This window comes from Pantoea hericii (genome assembly GCF_014155795.1).
Lineage (GTDB): Bacteria > Pseudomonadota > Gammaproteobacteria > Enterobacterales > Enterobacteriaceae > Pantoea > Pantoea eucalypti.
Genome location: NZ_SCKV01000006.1, coordinates 178,423 through 198,532, shown reverse-complemented (window position 1 = coordinate 198,532; position 20,110 = coordinate 178,423). Strand labels below are relative to the sequence as shown.

General features: G+C 55.6%; 24 protein-coding genes. 10 read left to right on the top strand and 14 right to left on the bottom strand.

Annotation, left to right across the window (positions count from 1 at the left end; all coding sequences use genetic code 11):
• Positions 1-10 precede the first annotated feature (10 nt).
• The 10 genes from flgK to flgB all read right to left on the bottom strand — a co-directional run bounded on the left by flgK (position 11) and on the right by flgB (position 9,002).
• Positions 11-1,660, bottom strand: coding sequence for a flagellar hook-associated protein FlgK (gene flgK, locus H7K52_RS14920; RefSeq protein WP_182630177.1), 1,650 nt, complete (start codon positions 1,658-1,660; stop codon positions 11-13).
• A 123-nt stretch (positions 1,661-1,783) separates the two neighbouring features.
• Positions 1,784-2,746, bottom strand: coding sequence for a flagellar assembly peptidoglycan hydrolase FlgJ (gene flgJ, locus H7K52_RS14915; protein WP_003849878.1), 963 nt, complete (start codon positions 2,744-2,746; stop codon positions 1,784-1,786).
• A complete protein-coding gene (locus H7K52_RS14910) occupies positions 2,746-3,855 on the bottom strand; it encodes a flagellar basal body P-ring protein FlgI (protein WP_003849879.1) in 1,110 nt (369 codons plus the stop codon). Before H7K52_RS14910 ends, flgJ begins: the two co-directional genes overlap by 1 nt.
• A 9-nt stretch (positions 3,856-3,864) precedes the next feature.
• Positions 3,865-4,575, bottom strand: coding sequence for a flagellar basal body L-ring protein FlgH (locus H7K52_RS14905; protein ID WP_008925927.1), 711 nt, complete (start codon positions 4,573-4,575; stop codon positions 3,865-3,867).
• Between the two features lie 60 nt (positions 4,576-4,635).
• Entirely contained in the window at positions 4,636-5,418 is a 783-nt protein-coding gene (gene flgG, locus H7K52_RS14900; RefSeq protein WP_003849881.1) for a flagellar basal-body rod protein FlgG, read from the bottom strand.
• Positions 5,419-5,435: 17 nt separating this feature from the next.
• The gene (locus H7K52_RS14895; RefSeq protein ID WP_182630176.1) at positions 5,436-6,191 is read right to left on the bottom strand and encodes a flagellar basal body rod protein FlgF; all 756 of its coding nucleotides are present in this window, start codon (positions 6,189-6,191) and stop codon (positions 5,436-5,438) included.
• A 20-nt stretch (positions 6,192-6,211) separates the two neighbouring features.
• Positions 6,212-7,468, bottom strand: a complete 1,257-nt coding sequence (flgE, locus tag H7K52_RS14890) for a flagellar hook protein FlgE (RefSeq protein WP_003849884.1) — start codon at positions 7,466-7,468, stop codon at positions 6,212-6,214.
• 26 nt (positions 7,469-7,494) lie between these two features.
• Positions 7,495-8,169, bottom strand: a complete 675-nt coding sequence (gene flgD / locus H7K52_RS14885; protein ID WP_003849885.1) for a flagellar hook assembly protein FlgD — start codon at positions 8,167-8,169, stop codon at positions 7,495-7,497.
• 12 nt (positions 8,170-8,181) lie between these two features.
• Positions 8,182-8,586 carry a flagellar basal body rod protein FlgC gene (gene flgC / locus H7K52_RS14880; protein WP_003849888.1) on the bottom strand — a complete coding sequence of 135 codons (405 nt, stop codon included), beginning with the start codon at positions 8,584-8,586 and terminating at the stop codon, positions 8,182-8,184.
• Positions 8,587-8,588: 2 nt separating this feature from the next.
• Entirely contained in the window at positions 8,589-9,002 is a 414-nt protein-coding gene (flgB, locus tag H7K52_RS14875; protein WP_003849889.1) for a flagellar basal body rod protein FlgB, read from the bottom strand.
• A gap of 154 nt (positions 9,003-9,156) precedes the next feature.
• Here flgB and flgA point away from each other — a divergent pair, with 154 nt between their 5' ends.
• The 3 genes from flgA (at position 9,157) to flgN (ending at position 10,667) form a co-directional block, all read left to right on the top strand.
• Positions 9,157-9,816, top strand: coding sequence for a flagellar basal body P-ring formation chaperone FlgA (gene flgA, locus H7K52_RS14870; protein WP_008925924.1), 660 nt, complete (start codon positions 9,157-9,159; stop codon positions 9,814-9,816).
• A gap of 105 nt (positions 9,817-9,921) precedes the next feature.
• A complete protein-coding gene (gene flgM, locus H7K52_RS14865; protein ID WP_003849894.1) occupies positions 9,922-10,230 on the top strand; it encodes a flagellar biosynthesis anti-sigma factor FlgM in 309 nt (102 codons plus the stop codon).
• A 5-nt stretch (positions 10,231-10,235) separates the two neighbouring features.
• On the top strand, positions 10,236-10,667 hold the full coding sequence (gene flgN, locus H7K52_RS14860) for a flagellar export chaperone FlgN (protein WP_003849895.1): 432 nt from the start codon (positions 10,236-10,238) through the stop codon (positions 10,665-10,667).
• A gap of 308 nt (positions 10,668-10,975) precedes the next feature.
• Here the strand turns inward: flgN and murJ are convergent, their stop codons facing one another.
• The 4 genes from murJ to rimJ all read right to left on the bottom strand — a co-directional run bounded on the left by murJ (position 10,976) and on the right by rimJ (position 14,803).
• Positions 10,976-12,514 carry a murein biosynthesis integral membrane protein MurJ gene (gene murJ, locus H7K52_RS14855; RefSeq protein ID WP_182630175.1) on the bottom strand — a complete coding sequence of 513 codons (1,539 nt, stop codon included), beginning with the start codon at positions 12,512-12,514 and terminating at the stop codon, positions 10,976-10,978.
• Between the two features lie 121 nt (positions 12,515-12,635).
• The gene (locus H7K52_RS14850; protein WP_008925923.1) at positions 12,636-13,556 is read right to left on the bottom strand and encodes a Gfo/Idh/MocA family protein; all 921 of its coding nucleotides are present in this window, start codon (positions 13,554-13,556) and stop codon (positions 12,636-12,638) included.
• A 1-nt stretch (position 13,557) separates the two neighbouring features.
• Positions 13,558-14,196 (bottom strand): DUF480 domain-containing protein, encoded by a 639-nt coding sequence (locus H7K52_RS14845; RefSeq protein ID WP_154926076.1) that lies wholly within the window; start codon positions 14,194-14,196, stop codon positions 13,558-13,560.
• Between the two features lie 16 nt (positions 14,197-14,212).
• Entirely contained in the window at positions 14,213-14,803 is a 591-nt protein-coding gene (gene rimJ / locus H7K52_RS14840) for a ribosomal protein S5-alanine N-acetyltransferase (protein ID WP_003849899.1), read from the bottom strand.
• Positions 14,804-15,102: 299 nt separating this feature from the next.
• On the opposite strand from rimJ, the gene grxB reads away from it, so the two are divergent.
• The 7 genes from grxB (at position 15,103) to solA (ending at position 20,040) form a co-directional block, all read left to right on the top strand.
• Positions 15,103-15,750, top strand: coding sequence for a glutaredoxin 2 (gene grxB / locus H7K52_RS14835; protein ID WP_003849902.1), 648 nt, complete (start codon positions 15,103-15,105; stop codon positions 15,748-15,750).
• Between the two features lie 115 nt (positions 15,751-15,865).
• Positions 15,866-16,429: a lipoprotein gene (locus H7K52_RS14830; protein WP_003849904.1), complete on the top strand. Its 564-nt coding sequence runs from the start codon at positions 15,866-15,868 to the stop codon at positions 16,427-16,429.
• A 134-nt stretch (positions 16,430-16,563) separates the two neighbouring features.
• Entirely contained in the window at positions 16,564-17,607 is a 1,044-nt protein-coding gene (pyrC, locus tag H7K52_RS14825) for a dihydroorotase (RefSeq protein ID WP_003849906.1), read from the top strand.
• Positions 17,608-17,669: 62 nt separating this feature from the next.
• The gene (gene dinI / locus H7K52_RS14820; RefSeq protein ID WP_003849907.1) at positions 17,670-17,915 is read left to right on the top strand and encodes a DNA damage-inducible protein I; all 246 of its coding nucleotides are present in this window, start codon (positions 17,670-17,672) and stop codon (positions 17,913-17,915) included.
• A 144-nt stretch (positions 17,916-18,059) separates the two neighbouring features.
• Positions 18,060-18,332 carry a hypothetical protein gene (locus H7K52_RS14815; protein ID WP_003849909.1) on the top strand — a complete coding sequence of 91 codons (273 nt, stop codon included), beginning with the start codon at positions 18,060-18,062 and terminating at the stop codon, positions 18,330-18,332.
• Positions 18,333-18,578: 246 nt separating this feature from the next.
• Positions 18,579-18,833 carry a biofilm formation regulator BssS gene (bssS, locus tag H7K52_RS14810; RefSeq protein WP_003849911.1) on the top strand — a complete coding sequence of 85 codons (255 nt, stop codon included), beginning with the start codon at positions 18,579-18,581 and terminating at the stop codon, positions 18,831-18,833.
• A gap of 94 nt (positions 18,834-18,927) precedes the next feature.
• The gene (gene solA, locus H7K52_RS14805) at positions 18,928-20,040 is read left to right on the top strand and encodes an N-methyl-L-tryptophan oxidase (RefSeq protein WP_008925919.1); all 1,113 of its coding nucleotides are present in this window, start codon (positions 18,928-18,930) and stop codon (positions 20,038-20,040) included.
• Positions 20,041-20,110: the final 70 nt, after the last annotated feature.

Below are 20,110 nucleotides of genomic sequence, written 5' to 3'. Positions count from 1 at the left end.
TCTCCTGCCCTTAGCGAATATTGATCAATGCATTAAACACGGTGCTGGCGGTCTGCAGCACCTGCGCATTAGCCATGTAATATTGCTGATATTTAGTCAGGTTGGCGTACTCCTCATCAAGGTTTACGCCTGAGACCGATTGCTGACGTTGGGTCAGCTGACTGACCACGCTTTTCTGTGTATCGCTGGTGGTCTGCAGTGAACTGGTTTTGTTACCCACGCTACTGACGATAGCCGCGTAAGCCTGCGACAGCGTGGCGTTGCCACCGACCAGCTTCGCATCCTGCAGACTCAGCAGTTTTTGCGCATTGCGGTTATCACTCTCACCGCCAACGGCACCGGCAGCAGCGACCTCAGATTCATTGGTGATCGCGACGGACATGTCGTTGATCACGTTCTGGACCGGCTTCACCAGAAAACTGTCTTTAGCAGCCGGTGCAGGCGTGCCGGGAACGGTCAGCTTCAAACCATCAAAGCTCAGCGTGGTGTTGCCGCTGACGTCTTTAACCTGTGCAATGGTCACAGCGGTGCTGTCAGAGGCACGGGTGGCGCTCCAGTTAGTACCGTCAAAGCTGACGTTATAGTTGGTCGCTTTCAGCGCGCTGGTATCGGTCCACTCAGCGGTAACGGAGGCGGCGGTGCTGTTTTTACTGTTGCTTACCACCAGCGGGCTGCCGATATTAAAGAAATCAACGCCCTGATCGCCGTTACTGTCGAAGCCCTGCTTGTGAACATCGTTAAAGCTGGTCGTAAACGCAGCTGCTAACTGACCCAGCTGGTTCTGCGCCAGATCCAAATCCTGACTACGGAATGCCAGCAGACCGCCCAGCGAGCCGGTGGTGATCAGCTTTTCCGGAATCTCGACGTTGCCCGCCTGTTTATCGACATAGCCGATAGTAGTGCGTGTCGGATCGCTGCTGGAAGGCATCGCCACCAGATCGTGAGATTTGTCGCCGTTTACCAGCGTCAGGCCATTCGCCATGGAGACCGTGTAGCCGCCATCCTGCTGCGACACTGTGACGCCAACTACGTTATTCAGGGTATTCACCAGCTGATCGCGCTTATCAAGCAGATCGTTAGGAGCGGCACCGTTAGCGGTACTCAGTTTGCCAATCTGCTTGTTCAGATCGGCGATCTGGCTGGTAATGGTGTTGACCTGCTTGATGCTGGAACCGACGTCTGCATTGACGCTGTTCTGCATATTGTTCAGGTATTGCGCCGAGGTCTGGAACTGGCTGACCAGACCCTGTGCATTGCTGAGCATTGACTGACGTGCTGACGGATCGTTGGCATTGCTGACCACGTTCTGCAGGTTAGTAAAGAAGCCCTGCAGCGAGGTTGACAGGCTGGTCGTCGAAGTCGACAGCAGATCGTCAATGTTTGAAATCTGGCTGTGCTGGGTGCTTACCGCGCTGTAGTTCGCGCTGGAACCGCGTAACTGCGTGGCAATAAATGCATCATATTCACGTTGTACACCGGTGATATTCACGCCGTTACCATAATAGCTGTTGCCCTGCAGGGTACTGTTTGCCTGCGCCAGGATTGTGGTCTGACGTGAATAGCCAGCCACGGTGTAATTGGAAATATTGTTACTGGTGGTGCTCAGAGCGGCCTGCGCGGCACTCAGTCCGCTCATCGCGGAGTTAATTATGCTGGACATCTCGGTTCCTTACGTTCCCCGTTAACCGGGCTGGCAGACATCAAAGTGGGCGCCAGCAGGCGAAAACGCATCTGGCTATAGGGATGTTATCGGCTTGCTTAAGTGAAACTTGAGGCGCAATGATCAGAACAGGTCACCCATATCCTGGCTGTACGCTTTGACGACTTTGTCGCCCATACTTTTGAATTGCTGAATCATTCCCACCAGCTTTTGCGCATATTTCGGATCGGTGGCATATCCTGCCGCCTGTAATGCCTGCGCGCCCTGCTCTGCAGATGTGGCATTGGTCACCGCCGCATAGCGTGGGTTTTTGGTGAGAAGTTTGACGTAGTCTGTCAGCGCCTCGAAGTAGGAGTTATAAACACGGAAGCTGGCACGGACTTTCTTCGCTTCACCCTGCTCATATTCGGTAGTCATGATATCGGTGGTGTCACCTTTCCAGTCGCCGCTGGCTTTAATCCCGAACACGTTGTAGCTCGGTTTGCCGTCGCGGGTCAGGATCTGACGCTGGCCCCAGCCCGACTCCAGCGCAGCCTGCGCCAGAATCAGGTGATGCGGAATGCCACTCTGCTGACTGGCAGCCTGCGCCGGTTGCGTCAGCTGAGCGATGAACTCGCGGCTGTCGCTGGGCAGGCCTGTGGGTGACGCAACCGGCGGCAGACGCGGCATCGCCTTACGCACAATCTGCTCCAGCTGCTCCGCGGCCATGGGTTTTGCCCCGCTGGTGCTGAGAATAAAGCTGTTATCCAGCTTCATCGGCACCGTACCGGCTTTTTCATCCGGCGCGGTGGCAGGCTGCATCTGTTTGACGATGGTTTCCGCCAGGCCAAGGCCGCGCTTACCCATCTCCTGTGCAATCTGCTGATCATACATTGAGGTGAAAAGTTTGGTCTGTTCATTGCCCATAATCCCGTCCTGCGGCAACGCCTCGCGCATACTCTTCAGCATCATTTGTACAAACATCCCTTCGACCTGACGCGCGACCTGCAACGCATGTGCTTTCGGATCGTTGCTGGCCTGGCGTTTCAGTTCATTCAGGGAGCGGCTGTCAAAAGCCGAACTTGTCAGAGATTGCATGTCAGCCATCAGATAATTTCCAGTTTGGCACGCAGACAGCCGGCACTCTGCATCGACTGCAGAATCGACATCAGTTCGATTGGTGACGCACCCAGCGCATTCAGTGCACGCACCACGTTATTCAGGTTGGCGCTGGCGTTAACACGTTGCAGCGCACCGCCGGTCTGGCGCAGATCGATCTGCGTCTGCGTCGTCGCGACCGTCTGACCACCGGCCAACGGTGTATCAGGCTGACTCACGTTCTGTTGCTGGTTAACCGTCACCGACAGGTTGCCCTGGGCTACCGCACACTGATTCAGCGTCACTTCACGGTTCATAACGACTGAGCCGGTACGGGAGTTGATGATCACTTTGGCATCTTCTACCGGAATCGACACATTAATGTTCTGGATCTCAGCCAGCAGGCGCACCTGCGCACCATTATTAGGTGACACGCGGATCTGCACAGTACGGGCATCCAGCGGCTGTGCCGCGCCGTAACCGCCACGGGCGTTGATTGCATCAGCAATACGCTGTGCCATTGAGAAATCTTCGCTGTTAAGCTGCAGGTTGATGGTGTTCTGCGTACCAAAGTTGCTCTGCAGTTCACGCTCTACGGTTGCCCCGCCGGTGATACGTCCACCGTTCAGCTGGTTAACCTGAACACTGCTGCCGCCTGCTGATGCACCGGCACCGCCGACCAGAATATTACCCTGCGCCAGCGCGTAAACCTGGTTATCAACCCCTTTCATCGGCGTCATTAACAGCGTGCCACCACGCAGGCTTTTGGCGTTACCCAGCGAGGAGACCACCACATCCAGCGTCTGTCCCTGACGGGCAAACGAAGGCAGTTTGGCGGTGACCATGACGGCCGCCACGTTTTTCAGCTGCATGTTGGTGCCGGCAGGCACGGTAATACCCAGCTGTGACAGCATGTTGCTCACTGTCTGCGTAGTAAATGGCGTCTGGGTGGTCTGGTCACCCGTGCCATCCAGACCCACCACCAGGCCGTAGCCCAGCAGCTGGTTGTCACGCACGCCCTGTACGGTGGTTAAATCACGAATCAAATCGGCTTTGGCCAGCAGACTGACGCCCAGCAGCAGCGCCAGCCCGGCGCGTAACAGCGTTAACTTTTTCATTGAAACCTCTTACATCGGCGAGATGTTCAGGAAGAAACGCTGGAACCAGCCCATGGTCTGCGCCTCATTGATATAACCATTTCCGACGTACTCAATACGTGCATCGGCGACAGCGGTAGATAACACGGCGTTACTGGCGCTGATGGTGCGCGGATTGACCACGCCCGAGAAGCGAATGAACTCCGTGCCCTGATTAATGGCGATCTGTTTTTCGCCCACCACGTGTAGGTTGCCGTTTGACAATACCTGGTCCACGGTGACGGTAATGGTGCCGGTAAAGGTATTATTGGCAGATGCGCCGCCTTTACCTGCGAAATCGTTTTTGCCTTCGGCGCTGAGATTGGCTTTTTCGCCACCTGCACCGACCAGACCGGCCAGACCAGTCGGCACCCCGGTTATACCCAGGCTGTTGCTGCCATCGCGGCTGGCACTGGCCGAGGAGCTTTTGCTGGCGCTGACGTTTTCCTGCAGCGTAATGGTCAGGGTATCGCCGATGTTGCGCGGACGACGATCTTCAAACAGCGGCTGATAGCCGTAGTTAAGCGGCGCGACGCCCTGGAATATGGAGCCGTTGACCACCGGTGGCGCGGACGGCATGGGTTGCGCTGTGGTTGCACCTTCGACCAGCGGGGTACGCGGGACCAGAGCACATCCGTTAAGAGTTAGCAGCAACGAGGCGACTAACCAATGTCCAGGCTTGAGAATCTGTTGCTTCGCCACGGTGTCACGACCTTATTAATGTCTGTCATTCAGGCCAGCACGGGCTGGCCCTGTTCGGGATTAAAGCTGCGTTAATTTCGCCAGCATCTGATCGGAAGTGCTGATCGCCTTGCTGTTGATTTCGTAGGCACGCTGCGTCTGGATCATGGTGACCAGCTCTTCCGCTACGTTAACGTTTGAGGTTTCGGTGTAGCCCTGATAGAGCAGACCCGCGCCGTTCTGGCCTGGGGTGCTGTCTGTCGGTGCGCCCGATGCCTGTGTTTCTTTGTAGAGGTTTTCACCCACGCTATCGAGACCGGCATCATTCATAAAGGTGCTCAGGGTTAACTGACCAACCTGCGCGGCCTGAGCCTGACCCTGCTGCGTCACGCTGACCACACCGTCACGCGACACCGTAATGCTGGTGGCGTTAGCGGGAATGGTAATACCTGGCTGCACCGGGAAGCCGGAGTTGGTCACCAGCTGGCCGTTCTGATCAACCTGAAACGCGCCGTCACGGGTATAAGCCGAGGTGCCATCCGGCATCTGAATCTGGAAATAACCCTGGCCATTAATGGCGATATCTTTCGAGTTGCTGGTCTGCGACAGGTTGCCCTGAGTATGCAGACGCTCCGTCGTCACCGGACGGACACCGGTACCAATCTGCAAACCCGATGGCAGCGTCGTCTGTTCTGATGACTGGGTGCCCGGCTGGCGCATGGTCTGGTACATCAGGTCTTCGAACACGGCACGTGAACGCTTAAAGCCGTTGGTGCTGACGTTTGCCAGGTTGTTGGCAATGACGTCCATGTTCATCTGCTGCGCATCAAGACCGGTCTTAGCGATCCATAAAGAACGAATCATGTTGTTATCCTCGTGCCTCAGCCCATGCTCAGGAGCTGGTTGGCTTTTTGTTCATTTTCGTCGACGTTGGTGATGACTTTCATCTGCATCTCAAAACGTCGGGCGTTGGCGATCATATCGACCATGGTTTCTACCGGTTTGACGTTGCTGCCTTCCAGTACGCCAGGCATAACCTGCATGGTGGGATCCGCCTGTAACGCGGCTCCGCGGGTCGCCTGCGTCGACGCAGTAGGACGGAACATGCCGTCATCACTGCGCTGCAGCTCCTGCCCGGTTGCCCTGACCAGCTTCAGCTTGCCCAGCTGGACCGTGGCGTTCGGGGAATCACCGGCATTCAGCCCGGTGATCGAACCGTCAGCAGCAATGGTGATTTCAGTGCCCTGCGGGATCACAATCGGACCGCCATCGCCCATCAAAGGATTGCCCTGAACCGTCAGCGTACCGGTCGGACTGATTTGCATATTGCCGTTACGCGTGTAGGCTTCGCTGCCGTCAGGGGTGCGTACCGCCAGCCAGCCATCCTGCTGCACCGCCACATCGAGCGGACGCTCAGTGTAATCCATCGCGCCCTGACTCATGTCGGCGCCGGGTGTAGAGGCGGCGACCAGCGTGCGGGTCGGCAGCGACCAGCCACTCACCGGTACTGCGCGCAGCGCATTCAGCTGCGCACGAAAACCCGGTGTAGAGGCGTTAGCGAGGTTGCTGGCGGTCACCGCCTGCTGGTCCAGCGTCTGGCTGGCCGCGCCCATCGCGGTATATATCGCGTGATCCATATGGCAATCCTGTTAGCGAATTAACGTAAGTTAACCAGCGTGTTGAGAATCTGGTCCTGAGTTTTGATGGTCTGCGCATTCGCCTGATAGTTACGCTGCGCCACGATCATGTTCACCAGCTCTTTACTCATGTCGACGTTGGAAGATTCCAGTGCGCCGGCGGTCAGTGAACCAAAGGTGCCGGTGTTAGCCAGACCAATGGCTGCCTGACCGGATGCGCTTGACGCCTGCCAGACGTTATCGCCTTTCGACTGCAGACCTTCCGGGTTCGAGAAGCTCGACAGGACGATCTGACCCAGCAACTGGGTTTTCTGGTTTGAGTAGCTGCCAGTGATGGTGCCATCATTATTAATCGCGTAGCTGGTCAGATCGCCAGGGGCATAACCATCCTGGGTCGGGCTGCCAAAGTTGGTGGCGCCAGTGTTCTGCTGCAGGCTGCCCAGCATGCTCATAGTGATGGGCTGATTGGCGACCGCGCCATTGGCACCGCCCACGTTCAACGTCAGGCCAACAGTGCCATCGGTGGTGGTGCTCGCTACCGTACCGTTTGCATTCAGTTTAGAGACGCTGGTCAGCTTACCGCTGGTGTCAAACGCCATTCTGAAATCGCCCGCTGAAAGGCCGGTATTGGCATCAATGGTGCGCACGGTCCAGCTGTTGCTGGCGGTGTCTTTCGCGAAATACATGTCGAGCGCATGGTCATTACCCTGCGAGTCAAACACGGTGGCCGTGGTTTTCTTGTTGTAGCTGTCTGCGTTCGCCGTCGAGAAGGTAGGCACGGATGGCGTGGTATCCGTTGAGTTCAGGTTGGCAACCAGACCGGCGGTGGTAGTCGCGCGGGCGGGCATCTGCTCAGTAGGAATACGCAGTGCAACCGGGTTAGCACCTGCCTGGATGGTAGCCGGTGAACCGCTGGCCGGATAGCCGGTCACGTTCAGACCCTGGGTGTTGACCAGGTTACGGTTGGCATCCAGCGTTAACTGGCCATTGCGTGAATAGAAGACGCCGCCGCTGCTGTCGGTCATACGGAAGAAACCGTTACCGCTCAGCGCAACGTCCAGGCCACGGCTGGTGGTGGTGGTCGCGCCATCGTTAAAGTTCTGGATTACCGCAGCGACTTTGGTGCCGAGGCCGACGTTAGAACCGGCAAACATATCGGCAAACGCGATGGTGCTCGATTTAAAGCCCGCAGTGGCGGAGTTAGCAATGTTGTTACCGATGACATCAAGGTTACTTGAAGCAGCACCAAGGCCGCTGACCGCTTGGGAAAATGACATGTGTTTGTTTCCTGTCTACAGGTTAATCAGAGAATCTGACGTACGTCGTCAAGGGTGGCGGAGCCCATGGTGCCGAGATCCAGTTTTGTGGTGTTGTTCGCTGTACTCACCCCATTGACGTAGGCGTAGTTAAGCGGTTGTGCCACCAGTTGTGTGTTGCCATTGCTTGCGGCAATCGCAACGCTGTATTTACCATCTGGCGCAACGGAGCCATCGGTGAGCTTGCCGTCCCACGAGAAGGTGTGCACACCCGCGCTCAGCGCGCCCAGATCGACGGTGTTGATTACCGAGCCATTGGCATCTGTAATGGTGGCGGTTGCGCCGGTTGAGGCAGAGGCCAGTTCAACGCCAAATGGCGTCGTGGTGCCTTTGCCAACCAGAATCTGTCCGCCATTGACCATTACGCCATGCCCAATCAGCGTGGAGCTCTGCAGTGACTGGCTGGTGTTGATCTGGCCGGAGATCGATCCCAGCGTGGTATTCAGTTTTTCAATGCCGCTCAGGGTATTGATCTGTGCCAGCTGCGTGGTGAGCTGGCTGTTATCCATAGGATTCGTAGGATCCTGGTTCTTTAACTGCGTCACCAGCATGGTCAGGAACTGGTTCTGCAGATCCTGTGCATTGTTGCCCGTGCCACTGGTGTTAGAAGAGCTAAGAACCGTGGGGTCCAGCTTGTCGTTAACGCCTACCGCGATAGCCATAAATTTTCTCCGTTATTGCCCAAGGGTCAGGGTTTTCATCATCATCGACTTCACGGTGTTGAGCACTTCAACGTTGGCCTGGTAACTGCGTGACGCCGACATGGTGTTGACGCTTTCAGAAACCACATCCACGTTCGGCATCTTCACGTAGCCTTTGGCATCAGCCATGGGATTGCCCGGGTCATACACCAGCTTCGCGGGTGTGGGATCATCCACGACCTTTGCCACTTTCACACCGCCGGTGGCGGAGCCGGGTGCCGCATCGGTCTGGAAGACCACCTGCTTAGCAACATAAGGCTTACCATCTGGGCCGGTGACGCTGTCGGCGTTCGCCAGGTTACTGGCACTGACGTTTAATCGCTGTGATTGCGCGGTCATCGCTGAGCCGGCAATGTCAAAAATATTCAGCAAGGCCATAATTATTGCCCTTGTAACACGCTCATCATGCCTTTGATCTGGCTACTGATGAGGGTGAGGTCGGTTTGATATTTCAGGCTGTTATCCGCGAACTGCGTACGCTCACGGTCCATATCTACGGTGTTGCCGTCGGCAGAAGGCTGATCGGGAATGCGATAAAGCATATCCATCGATGGTGCGCCGTTTGTCTGTGCTTCAATGTGCCGGGCTGACGTGACTTTTAGCGCCATGCTGCTGCCTTCCGCACGACCATTGGACATCACCCGACTCAGCTCGCTTGCAAAGTCGATATCCCGGGCCTGATATCCAGGGGTATCGGCGTTGGCAATATTTGACGCCAGGATCTCCTGACGTTGAGCACGCAGGTTGAGGGCCTCCGTACCAAATTTCAGCGCCGCATCCAGTTTGTCGAGCATGTTTCCTCCGCGTATGAGAATTTCGAGCTCGCAGCTTAATTTGAAAAAGCAAGACGTCATCGTCTGAATAGCGACTTAAATGACCGCTATTTTGACAATTGAGGATTTTTCTTAAAGGTTACACTCGTCGCCATCATCAGTGAGGAAATGCACAATGCGTCGATATCTGACCCTGCTGACCAGTCTGCTGGTCGTGATTGCCCTGCCAGCTTCTGCCGGGGATCTCAATGCACAACTGAATCAATTTTTTAAAGCGCGTGACGCCCAGCATGCTGCTGGCATGGTCGTAGTGGTTCGCACGCCGAAAGAACAGTGGCCAGCCTGTGAGGCGCCACAGTTCACGCTGCCCGGCAACAGCCGGTTGTGGGGCAATATGAGCGTGGCGGCAAATTGCGGTGAGAATCGCCGTTATATCCAGGTACAGGTCCAGGTCACCGGCTCTTATCTGGTGGCGAACCGGCTGCTGAGTCAGGGCAGTAGCGTTAGCGAGAGTGATTTCACGCTGCAGACCGGCCGCCTGGACACCCTGCCCGCCCGCGCCCTGCTGAATGCGGACTCGGTCGCCGATGCTGTGGTGCTGCGCGATATCCAGCCCGGACAGCCGATTAATCCGTCCACGCTGCGTCAGCCGTGGCGGGTTAAGGCGGGTCAGAATGTGATGGTGATTGCCAGCGGTGATGGATTTGACGCCAGCGGTGAGGGCAAGGCGCTGAACAATGCCGCCCGTTCGCAGTCGGTCCGTGTCCGGATGGGAAATGGCCAGGTTGTCAGCGGTAAGGTCCGGGAGGATGGGAATATTCTTATAACGCTGTAAAGTGTTAAAGAAGCCCTAAGTGCTGCCGATAGAAGAATCAACAAAGCGATAACGCTATTATGATTCAGGTGGCAGACTTCCCCCTGACCGTACAGGAGCCCGAATATGAGCATTGACAGAACGCAACCGCTGAAACCCGCCAGCACCGTACAGAGCCGCGATAGCAGTGAGTCCGGTAACAGCAAAGTGCGCCAGAGCGCCAGCCCGGTGGCAGCCGCCACGACCCCTGCAGCAGCCCAGGTCAGCCTGAGCAGCGCGCAGGCGCAATTGATGCAGCCGAGCAGCAAAGATATTAACGTCGAGCGCGTTGAACAACTGAAAACCGCCATTCGTAATGGCGAACTGAAGATGGATACCGGCAAAATCGCCGATGCGCTGATTGCCGACACCAAGGCGTATTTAGAGGGTAACTAATTCCCATGAGTAATTTGCAGACCACATTAGATAAGATGCAGGACGTGCTGGCATCGCTGTCAGCCGTGCTGGAAGAAGAGCAGCAGCAGCTGGCAGCGGGCAGCATTAACAGCAACCTGCTGCAGCGTATCACCGAAGATAAAAGCGCGCTGCTCAGTACGCTCAACTATCTGGATGAGATGCGTCGCGCCGCTGAACAGAGTCAGGCGACATCAGCACCTTATCGTGGTCAGAACGACATGGCTCGCCGCTGGGATACGATCCAGCAGCATTCCCGTCGTCTGCAGGATGCCAATGTCCACAATGGCCTGCTGCTGCAACATCAGATTCGTTACACCGAAAATGCACTTGAAGTGCTGAAGCCGCATCAGACGCAGGCCTTTTATGGCCCGGATGGGATGGGTAAAGGCCAGGCGACGTTAAGCCGTAAAGCCTGAGTCGAAAAGTAGCGTAAAAAATCCCGCCAGGTGCGGGATTTTTTTATTGGTGCGTTATTTTCTTTATCACGATTCGCTTTGAGATTGTGCCTGTACAGGGAACCGGGTCAGATCGGAAAGACGCAAAAGCTGTCATCCATGACACGCTCGGCCCACGCGATTACGCACCTCATCCCTGAGGTGCGCCCGTTGCCGGGCCAACGCTTCGCGTTGTTCAAAAACGCTCCCGGCGTTTTTGTCCATGGCGTGGGACGCTTTCCTCCTATGCCCCCGTTCCCTGCACATTGAATTTCTCATGGCTGCAAACCTTACACAGTCGTGCGCCGAGCATAGTCGCGCAACCGGAAGCCCAGCAGCCCCAGTGCCAGGAAATAGGCCCCGCCGCCAACTGCACAGACCGCCGCCAGACGCAGCAGTCGCCACAGCATCGGGCCCTGCTCCCATGCGGGCATCCACTGCAGCATGGCGAACAGTGCACCAGCCATGACCACCACCGCGACCAGCAGGCGGGTCAGGAAGCTGCTCCAGCCTGGCTGCGGGTTAAAGATATTCTTCTTACGCAACTGCCAGTAAAGCAGCGACGCATTGAGACAGGCTGCCAGACCAATCGACAGTGACAGACCGGCATGTTTCAGCGGACCAATAAACGCCAGGTTCATTACCTGCGTCATGATCAGAGTAATAATCGCGATTTTAACCGGCGTTTTGATGTCCTGACGGGAATAGAAGCCCGGTGCCAGCACTTTAACCACAATCAGTCCCATCAGGCCGACAGAGTAAGCAATCAGGGCACGCTGCGTCATCAATGCATCAAAAGCGGTAAATTTACCGTACTGAAACAGTGCCACGGTCAGCGGGCCGGAGAGCATACCCAGGGCTACGGCGCTGGGCAGGGCCAGCAGGAAGCAGAGGCGCAGACCCCAGTCCATTAGTCGGGAATATTCATCATGGTTGCCACTGGCAAAACTTTTAGCCAGCGATGGCAGCAGAATAGTGCCCAACGCCACGCCGAGCACACCAGAGGGAAACTCCATCAGACGGTCAGCATAGTACATCCAGGAGACTGAACCTGAGACCAGGAACGAGGCGAAGATGGTATTGATGATCAGGGAAATCTGGCTGACAGAAACGCCCAGAATGGCAGGCCCCATTTGACGCATAACCCGCCAGACACCCGCATCACGCAGATTCAGGCGCGGAAGCACCAGCATCCCCAGCTTCTTCAGGTGCGGCAGCTGATAGCCAAGTTGCAGTACGCCGCCAGCCACCACGGCCCAGGCCAGCGCCATCACCGGTGGATGGAAGTGTGGCGCAGCAAACAGCGCAAAACCAATCATACTCACGTTCAGCAGAGTCGGCGCAAAGGCTGGCACCGAGAAACGGTTCCAGGTGTTGAGTACCGCACCCGCCAGCGACGCCAGCGAAATCAGCATAATGTAGGGGAAGGTTACCCGCAGCAGCGAGCTGGTCAGCGCGAACTTATCGGGACTGTCAGCAAAGCCGGGCGCCGTGACCATGATGACCCAGGGCGCAGCGATCATGCCCGCCACGGTGACCAGCGCCAGCGCCAGCGTCAGCAGACCCGAGACGTAAGCCAGGAAGAGTCTGGTCGCCTCTTCGCCCTGCTTACTTTTGTATTCAGCCAGAATCGGCACGAAAGCCTGAGAAAATGCACCTTCAGCAAAAATACGCCGCAGCAGATTGGGCAGTTTAAACGCAACAAAGAACGCATCGGTCGCCATTCCGGCGCCGAACACCCGCGCCACAATGGCATCACGGGCAAAGCCCAGTACGCGGGAAAACAGGGTCATAGAACTGACCGCTGCCAGCGATTTCAACAAATTCATAATTGACGGCGCATCCTGAAAAGAATCAGCAAAAAAGGAAAATTAGCGCGGGCACCTGAGCATGCCCGGCGACAGTCTACTGCCACAGAGGGAAATGACCAGCACGGAGTGTTACAAGGCGTTATTCGCGGGTGGCCTCGCGCCACAGTTTTTCCACGACACGCTGCGCCATCAGCGCCTGTTCACCGCTGGTTTCAGGCTTCGTCTGATTTTGTACACAGTCAATGAAATGGTGCGCCGCGCCGCTGAAACCGCGCTGAGCAAGATGGCTCTGCCAGGCGGGTGGCTGCGTAATTATCAGGCCATCACTCTGCTCTTCGTGCCAGTCGCGCATCTCGCTGATGTCGATGCACTTACCGTCACATACCGCACTGACCCGCTCGCGCTGACTGCCTGCGCGGCGGTGCATGCTGGTGGAGATCGTTAACCCTTCAACACTGAAATGGTGCTCAGCATAGAGCATCTGTCCCTGTTCGTTGGTGTCGATACGTCCCTGAACCTGGCGAAACGGTTTGCCGCCCAGCCAGAGTGCGGTGTCCACCACATGCAGGTAATCGTCGAGCAGGGTAAAGCGAAGATCCTGTGGCCCGACGCTATCGCTGCGATGCTTTTCAATCCGCAGAGAGGCAGCGTCGGTCATCTTCGCCCGCAGCTGCTGATAGCGCGGCGCGAATCGACGGTTAAACGCCACCATCAGTTTACGCTGACGTTTTTCCGCCAGCGCCACCAGCGACTCAGCCTGCTCCAGAGTTTCAGCCAGCGGCTTGTCCACACAGACATCTTTTCCGGCCAGCAGCAGTGCCCTGACCACGTCGTAATGCGTAGCGGTGCTGCTGTGGACAAAGACCGCGTCGCAGGCAGCCGCTAAATCATTTAACGAACCAAAATTTGAGATGCGATAACTGTCGCAGATTGGGCGGGCTTTGGCCTGGTTCGGGGAGAATGCGCCCACCAGCGTCCAGTCTGTTGCCGCAGAAAGCACAGGCAACCAGGCTTTCTGCGCGATACCGCCTAATCCCACCACACCAATACGTAGTGTCATTTCAGCGCTCCGTTTGCAGCAGTTGGGTGAGTTGGGCCTGAAGCGCCGCGACCTGCTGCTCCAGCAGGGTAATGCGCGTCGCCAGGTCTCCCTGCTCTTCCGGCGCGTCAGCGGCCTGCGGCTGATCACTATCATCACTCAGCAGATGCATAAAGCGGCTTTCACGCTTACCCGGCTCTCGCGCCAGGCGCATCACCTGTGCACTGTCGTCACGCTGCATCAGGCCTTCCAGCGTCTGCTCGACCTCGCTGACGTCACTGAACTCATGCAGACGACCGCTGCGGGTACGCAGTTCGCCAGGTGTTTGTGGCCCGCGCAGCAGCAGCAGCGTCAGCAGGGCGACTTCCGCGCTGTTGAGCTTCAGCGCACCAAACGCAGAGTTACAGAAACGCTGCTCATATTTCACTACCCGTTGCCCGGCGGCGCTGCTGGCGGTGATCAGATGCCGTTTTTCCAGCAGATCGAGCTGATTCTGAACCTCGCTTTCGCTTAGCTCCATGACCGGATCGCGATTCGATTTCTGATTACAGGCAACCACAACACCATTCAGTGACAGCGGATACTGCTCCGGCGTGGTGACCTGCTTCTCCAGCAGACAGCCCAGTACGCGCAACGCCTGCGCCGATAAAACCATCTTCATGCTCGCATCCTCATCATTATCCACGCCGGTCAGGCGTCCATTCCCGCAGAGTTAACGCTGTCAGCACGTGATCCTGCCAGCGCCCATCAATTAGCAGATAATCTTTCGCGTATCCCTCTTTCTCAAAACCCAGTCGCGCCAGAAGATCGCCGCTGCGCTGGTTGTGCGGCATGTAGTTCGCCATGATGCGATGAATATGCTGCTGGCGCTGCATATAGCGGATAGCCGCCTGCAACGCCTCAAACATCAGCCCTTGTCCCTGCCACTTTTCACCCAGTGAATAGCCAAGGTAACAGGCGTGAAACGATCCGCGCAGCACGTTGCTGAAATTCGCCACGCCCCGCACCTCGGTTTCATCGCTGTCCATGAGAATAAAATAGAAGGCGGAACCCTGCTTATGCATGTCCGAAATCAGTCCGAGCCTTGCCTGCCACCCTGAGGGATAGCAGTGGCTGTCATCGCGCACCGGTTCCCAGGGTTTTAAAAACTGGCGATTTTCCGAATAGTAATCTGCCATTCGCCAGGCATCACGTTCGTGAACCAGACGGACCACCAGTCTATCGGTGGTTAATCGCACCCTGGGCGCGGCAGAACGATAGCCAAACATCCTGACTCCTGAAATCAATGGCTGATGAAGATGAGCCGTCATTAACCGGCTTTCACTATAACCGTCGCCTGGGCTGCGGTAAAACGTTACAGCTTTTTCGCCATAAAGAGGTTGATTTTGCTCTGTTATCACCGCTTTCATTCATCAGAATGGCTGGTTTAAGCGGCGGTTCCTGTGATGCCTCTGCCAGGTGAGTTTGCCCTGTTGAGTAATCTCTTCCATACTTTTCACACGCCCGAAAACAGAAAGAATTGATTCGTTCTGTTTAACAATAACCCTCTGAAACCCGGGAGATCAGGATGAAGCTCTATATCTATGACCACTGTCCTTTCTGCGTTAAAGCGCGAATGATTTTTGGCCTGAAGAACAAACCGGTTGAGCTGGTGGTGATGCTAAACGACGACGAGGAGACGCCGAACCGGCTGATTGGGCAGAAAATGGCGCCGATTCTGCAGAAGCAGGATGGCAGCGCGATGCCTGAGAGTATGGATATTGTGCATTATGTCGATCAGCAGGATCGCGAGCCGCTGATTACCGGCGCGCTGAATCCGGCAATCGCTGACTGGCTGCGTCATATGAATAGCTATGTCAACAAACTGCTACTGCCGCGCATTGCTGAGTCGGCGTTTGCCGAATTCGCTACCCCGGAGGCGCGTGACTATTTCCGCACCAAAAAGCAGGCAAGCATCGGTGATTTTGACGCGCTGAAAAGTCACTCGGCCGGGCTGATTAAAAATGTCAGCCAGGATCTGCGCAAGCTGGACAAATTAATCGAACAGCCCAATGCGGTGAACGGCGAGCTGTCAGAAGATGATTTTAATCTCTTTCCACTGCTGCGCTCACTGACGCTGGTGGCGGGTATCGACTGGCCAGCACGGGTCGCTGACTACCGCGATAATATGGCTAAACAGACCCAGGTAAATCTTCTCTCTTCAATATCCCACTAACCCTGCCGCGATGAGAGACGCTGCGGCGTTTCTCATCCCTTTCCTGATGACACCCGCCCCGCATTCAGGCAGGCTATAGCCTGTTTACTGGCTCTGATATTCAGGATAAAGATCGATGAAAAAGGCATTTTTCGGGCTGACGGCCCTGTTGATTGCGCTGCTGGTGAGCGGATGTAATCAACTGACCCAATACACCATCAGCGAACAGGAAGTGAATCAGGCGCTGCAGAAGCATAACAACTATGAGAAAGACATTGGCGTATCCGGACTGGTTAACGCGCATATTGTGCTGAACAACCTGACCAGTCAGATTGGGCGCGAAGAGCCAGGAAAGGTGACACTTTCCGGCAATGCAAAAATTAACGTCACCTCACTGTTTGGTCCTCAGCAGGCCGATATGCAATTGAAGATGCGTGCTCAGCCGGTTTATGAGCCGCAGCAGGGCGCCATCTATCTTCGCGATCTGGAGATTGTCGATACGCAGGTTGCCCCGGAAAAAATGGCGTCAATTATGAAGACGCTGACGCCATACCTGAATCAGTCACTCAAAAGCTATTTTGATCAAAATCCTGCTTATGTACTGAGTGCTGACCGCAGTAAAGGCGAGTCGCTGGCGAAGAAATTTGCCAAAGGACTGGAAGTGAAACCGGGAGAACTGGTCATTCCGTTCACACAGTAATCCCGATCTCCGCGCCTTATGGCGCGGATTTTCTTTATCGACATAAAAAGCAGGTGCAAACGGTTGCCTGAATCCTTATGCTTAGACCCCGGCCAAAACATGCCTTTTGTTTCCCTTCTGCCGGAGCTTCACTGATGACAGCACAACCTCAGCAACTTACCCTGCGTCGCCCTGACGACTGGCATATTCATCTGCGTGATGATGAGATGCTCAACACGGTCCTGCCCTATACCAGCGCGGTGAATGGTCGTGCCATTGTCATGCCGAACCTGGTGCCGCCGGTAACCAGCGTGGCGGCAGGTGAAGCGTACCGCGATCGTATCCTGGCGGCGCTGCCCGCCGGGCACGCTTTTACGCCGCTGATGACCTGCTATCTGACCGACTCGCTGGATCCTGATGAGCTGGAGCGCGGTTTTACCTCGGGATTGTTCACCGCGGCCAAGCTCTATCCTGCGCACGCCACCACCAACTCCAGCCATGGCGTCACCAACATCGCGTCGATTGCCCGCGTGCTGGAGCGTATGCAGAAGCTCGGTATGCCGCTACTGATCCACGGTGAAGTTACCGATGCACACGTTGATATTTTTGACCGTGAAGCCCGGTTTATCGAAACCGTAATGGTGCCGCTGCGCAGCCAGTTTCCGGCATTGAAGGTGGTGATGGAGCACATTACCACGCAGGACGCCGCTGACTATGTCGCCGCCGCCGATGAGACGCTGGGCGCAACCATTACCCCGCAGCATCTGATGTTTAACCGCAACCATATGCTGGTGGGCGGTATTCGTCCGCACCTCTACTGCCTGCCGATCCTTAAGCGCAACGTGCATCAGGAAGCGCTGCGTAAGGTGGTAGCAAGCGGAAACCCACGATTCTTCCTCGGCACTGACACTGCGCCGCATCTGCGCCATCTCAAAGAAGCCAGCTGCGGCTGCGCTGGCGTGTTTAATGCGCCAACGTCATTGCCCGCTTACGCCACCGTTTTCGAAGAGCTGAACGCGCTGGAACATTTCGAAGCGTTCTGTTCTGAGAATGGGCCGCGTTTCTACGGCCTGCCGCTGAATGAAGGGACGATTACGCTGGTGCGTGAGCCCTGGCAGGTGCCTGAATCAATCGCGCTCGGCAGCCACGCTCTGGTGCCGTTCCTGGCGGGTGAAACACTGAACTGGCGCATCGCATAATTTTACTTGCCTCCGGCTCGTCGATACTGTAAATATATACAGTATCTTAACCGGAGGCTATTATGCGCGTTGAAATTACCGTATCCAATACCCGACCTCTTCCTGCTGGCGCGATTGAAGCGTTAAGCGATGAATTATCGCGCCGCATTGATGAACAGTTCCCTGACTCGACCAATCACGTCAAGGTACGTTACGCCAGTGCCAATAATCTCAGCGTGCTGGGCGGTGGAAAAGAGACGCGCGACCAGATCAGCGAAATCCTGCAGCAGACGTGGGAAAGTGCTGATGACTGGTTCATTACTGATTAACCGCCACTGTGCTTTTTTTCCGGGTGTCGCCACCCGGTTTTTTTATCTTTTCTTCCCTCTCGCACTTCCCCCTCTCTGCATCTAGACTCTTAATGATCAATGCCCTATCCTTGCGCTCGTCACGCATAACAGGAGGTGCGCACCATGACTACTGATAAACCGGAAGAGGCGATGACCTTTGGTGAGTTGTTAGCACTGATTGGTGATCAACAGCGTCGTTTGACGGTGCTGGAAAATGCCTTTTCCAGTCTGATTTTCTGTCTTGACGATCGCGCCAGTCAGCTGCTGGTGCACAATCTGTCGCTGGAAGCCCAAAATCAAAACCATGATGAACAGCTTCAGCAGCACTTTGCCCGTCTGGCAGAAACACTACAGAAACGCGGCGGCGGCATCGTGCCAGAAAGCCCGACGCTTTAAGCCCGCTCACGTGGCTTAAGCCACTTTTTACCTGCCCAATGAATAGTGATTAAAATGCCTGCCTGCCAGGCATTTTATTTTTTCCTCCGCGCCTTTCAAACGCAAATATTCTGTGAGAAGCTGACTCACGGCCTTTTTAAAGTCATGATTCCCTGGTTTACTGTTATAATAGTTTCGCTATTGGAATAAAAAAGCCGCATTGAACCTCACCATGCACTTCGTTTAACGAGTAATAAGGAGGTTATAATGGACAGAAGAAAAGACGTTATTCAGACTCATCCGCTGGTGGGCTGGGATATCAGTACCGTTGATAGCTATGACGCCATGATGATCCGCCTGCACTCGCTGTCGTCGCAGGATCAAAAAGAAGAAGAAGCGGATGTTGGCCCTACTTACTGGCTGACAACGGATGTGGCAAGGCAGTTTATCTCGATACTCGAAGCGGGCATCGCCAAGATAGAATCAGCCGAGCAGATAGAACGACTCCTCAATAAGCATTAATCTCTGCCGCATCAAAGAGGCGCCCTCAGGGGTGCCTTTTTCGTTTCTGTTTCTGGTATTCTTTTGATTATCTTACTCTTAGAGCACAGTTATCATGATTTATGATCTTATCGTCGTCGGCAGCGGCTCAGTGGGCGCGGCGGCAGGCTACTATGCTACCCAGGCGGGTTTATCGGTGCTGATGATCGACAGTGCACATCCTCCCCACAATCAGGGCACGCATCACGGCGAAAGTCGATTGATCCGTCACGCTTATGGCGAAGGCGAACGCTACGTTCCCCTGGTCCTGCGAGCGCAGACGCTGTGGGATGAACTGGAACAGCGCGCCGGTGAGCGCATTATGCATCGCAGCGGCGTACTTAACCTTGCGCCAATTCAGTCACCTTTTATTCAGAACGTCATCGACAGCGCCGCTCGCTGGCAACTCAACATTGAGGTAATGCAGCCCGATGACGTGCGAAAGCGCTGGCCGCAAATTAACGTGCCTGAGGGTTATCTGGGCGTCTTTGAGCCGGACTCCGGCTATCTGAAGTGCGAACAGGCGGTTCGCAGCTGGATTCAGCTGGCGGAGCAGGCGGGCTGTGCACAGCTGTTTAACTGTCCGGTCACCGAGCTGGGACGTGATGGCGATCTGCAGCAGGTCACCACCCTGGACGGTATCTATCGGGGTCGCAAAATGCTGGTCAGTGCCGGCACCTGGGTCGGTAAATTAGTTCCTGACCTGCCAGTGGCCCCCACCCGAAAAGTGTTTGCCTGGTATCAGGCTGATGGTCGCTACAGCGAAAACAATAAGTTTCCCGGCTTTACGGTGGAAATGACGAATGGCAGCCAGTTCTATGGCTTCCCGGCGGATAACAACGCGTTGAAGGTGGGGCGTCATGATGGCGGGCAGCCGATGCAGCAACCAGAGGATCGTAAACCTTTTGGTGCGGTCGCGGCCGATGGCAGTGAAGCCTTTGGTTTCCTGCGTCAGTTTTTACCCGGCGTGGGTGTCTGTCTGCATGGTGAAGCCTGCAGCTACGATTTCAGCCCGGATGAGGACTTTATTATTGATACGCTGCCAGGTGAACCTGACCGTTTATTGATTACCGGACTCAGCGGACACGGGTTTAAATTTGCCAGTGTATTAGGTGAACTGGCTGCAGAATTTGCTCAGAAAAAACCGTTCTCATTTGATCTGACCCCTTTCCGCCTTTCGCGCTTCTGACGCTGAAAATGGGTGGCATAAAGTGGGCGCCACCCATTGACATTAACTGACGTAAACTGAATTTTGCTGA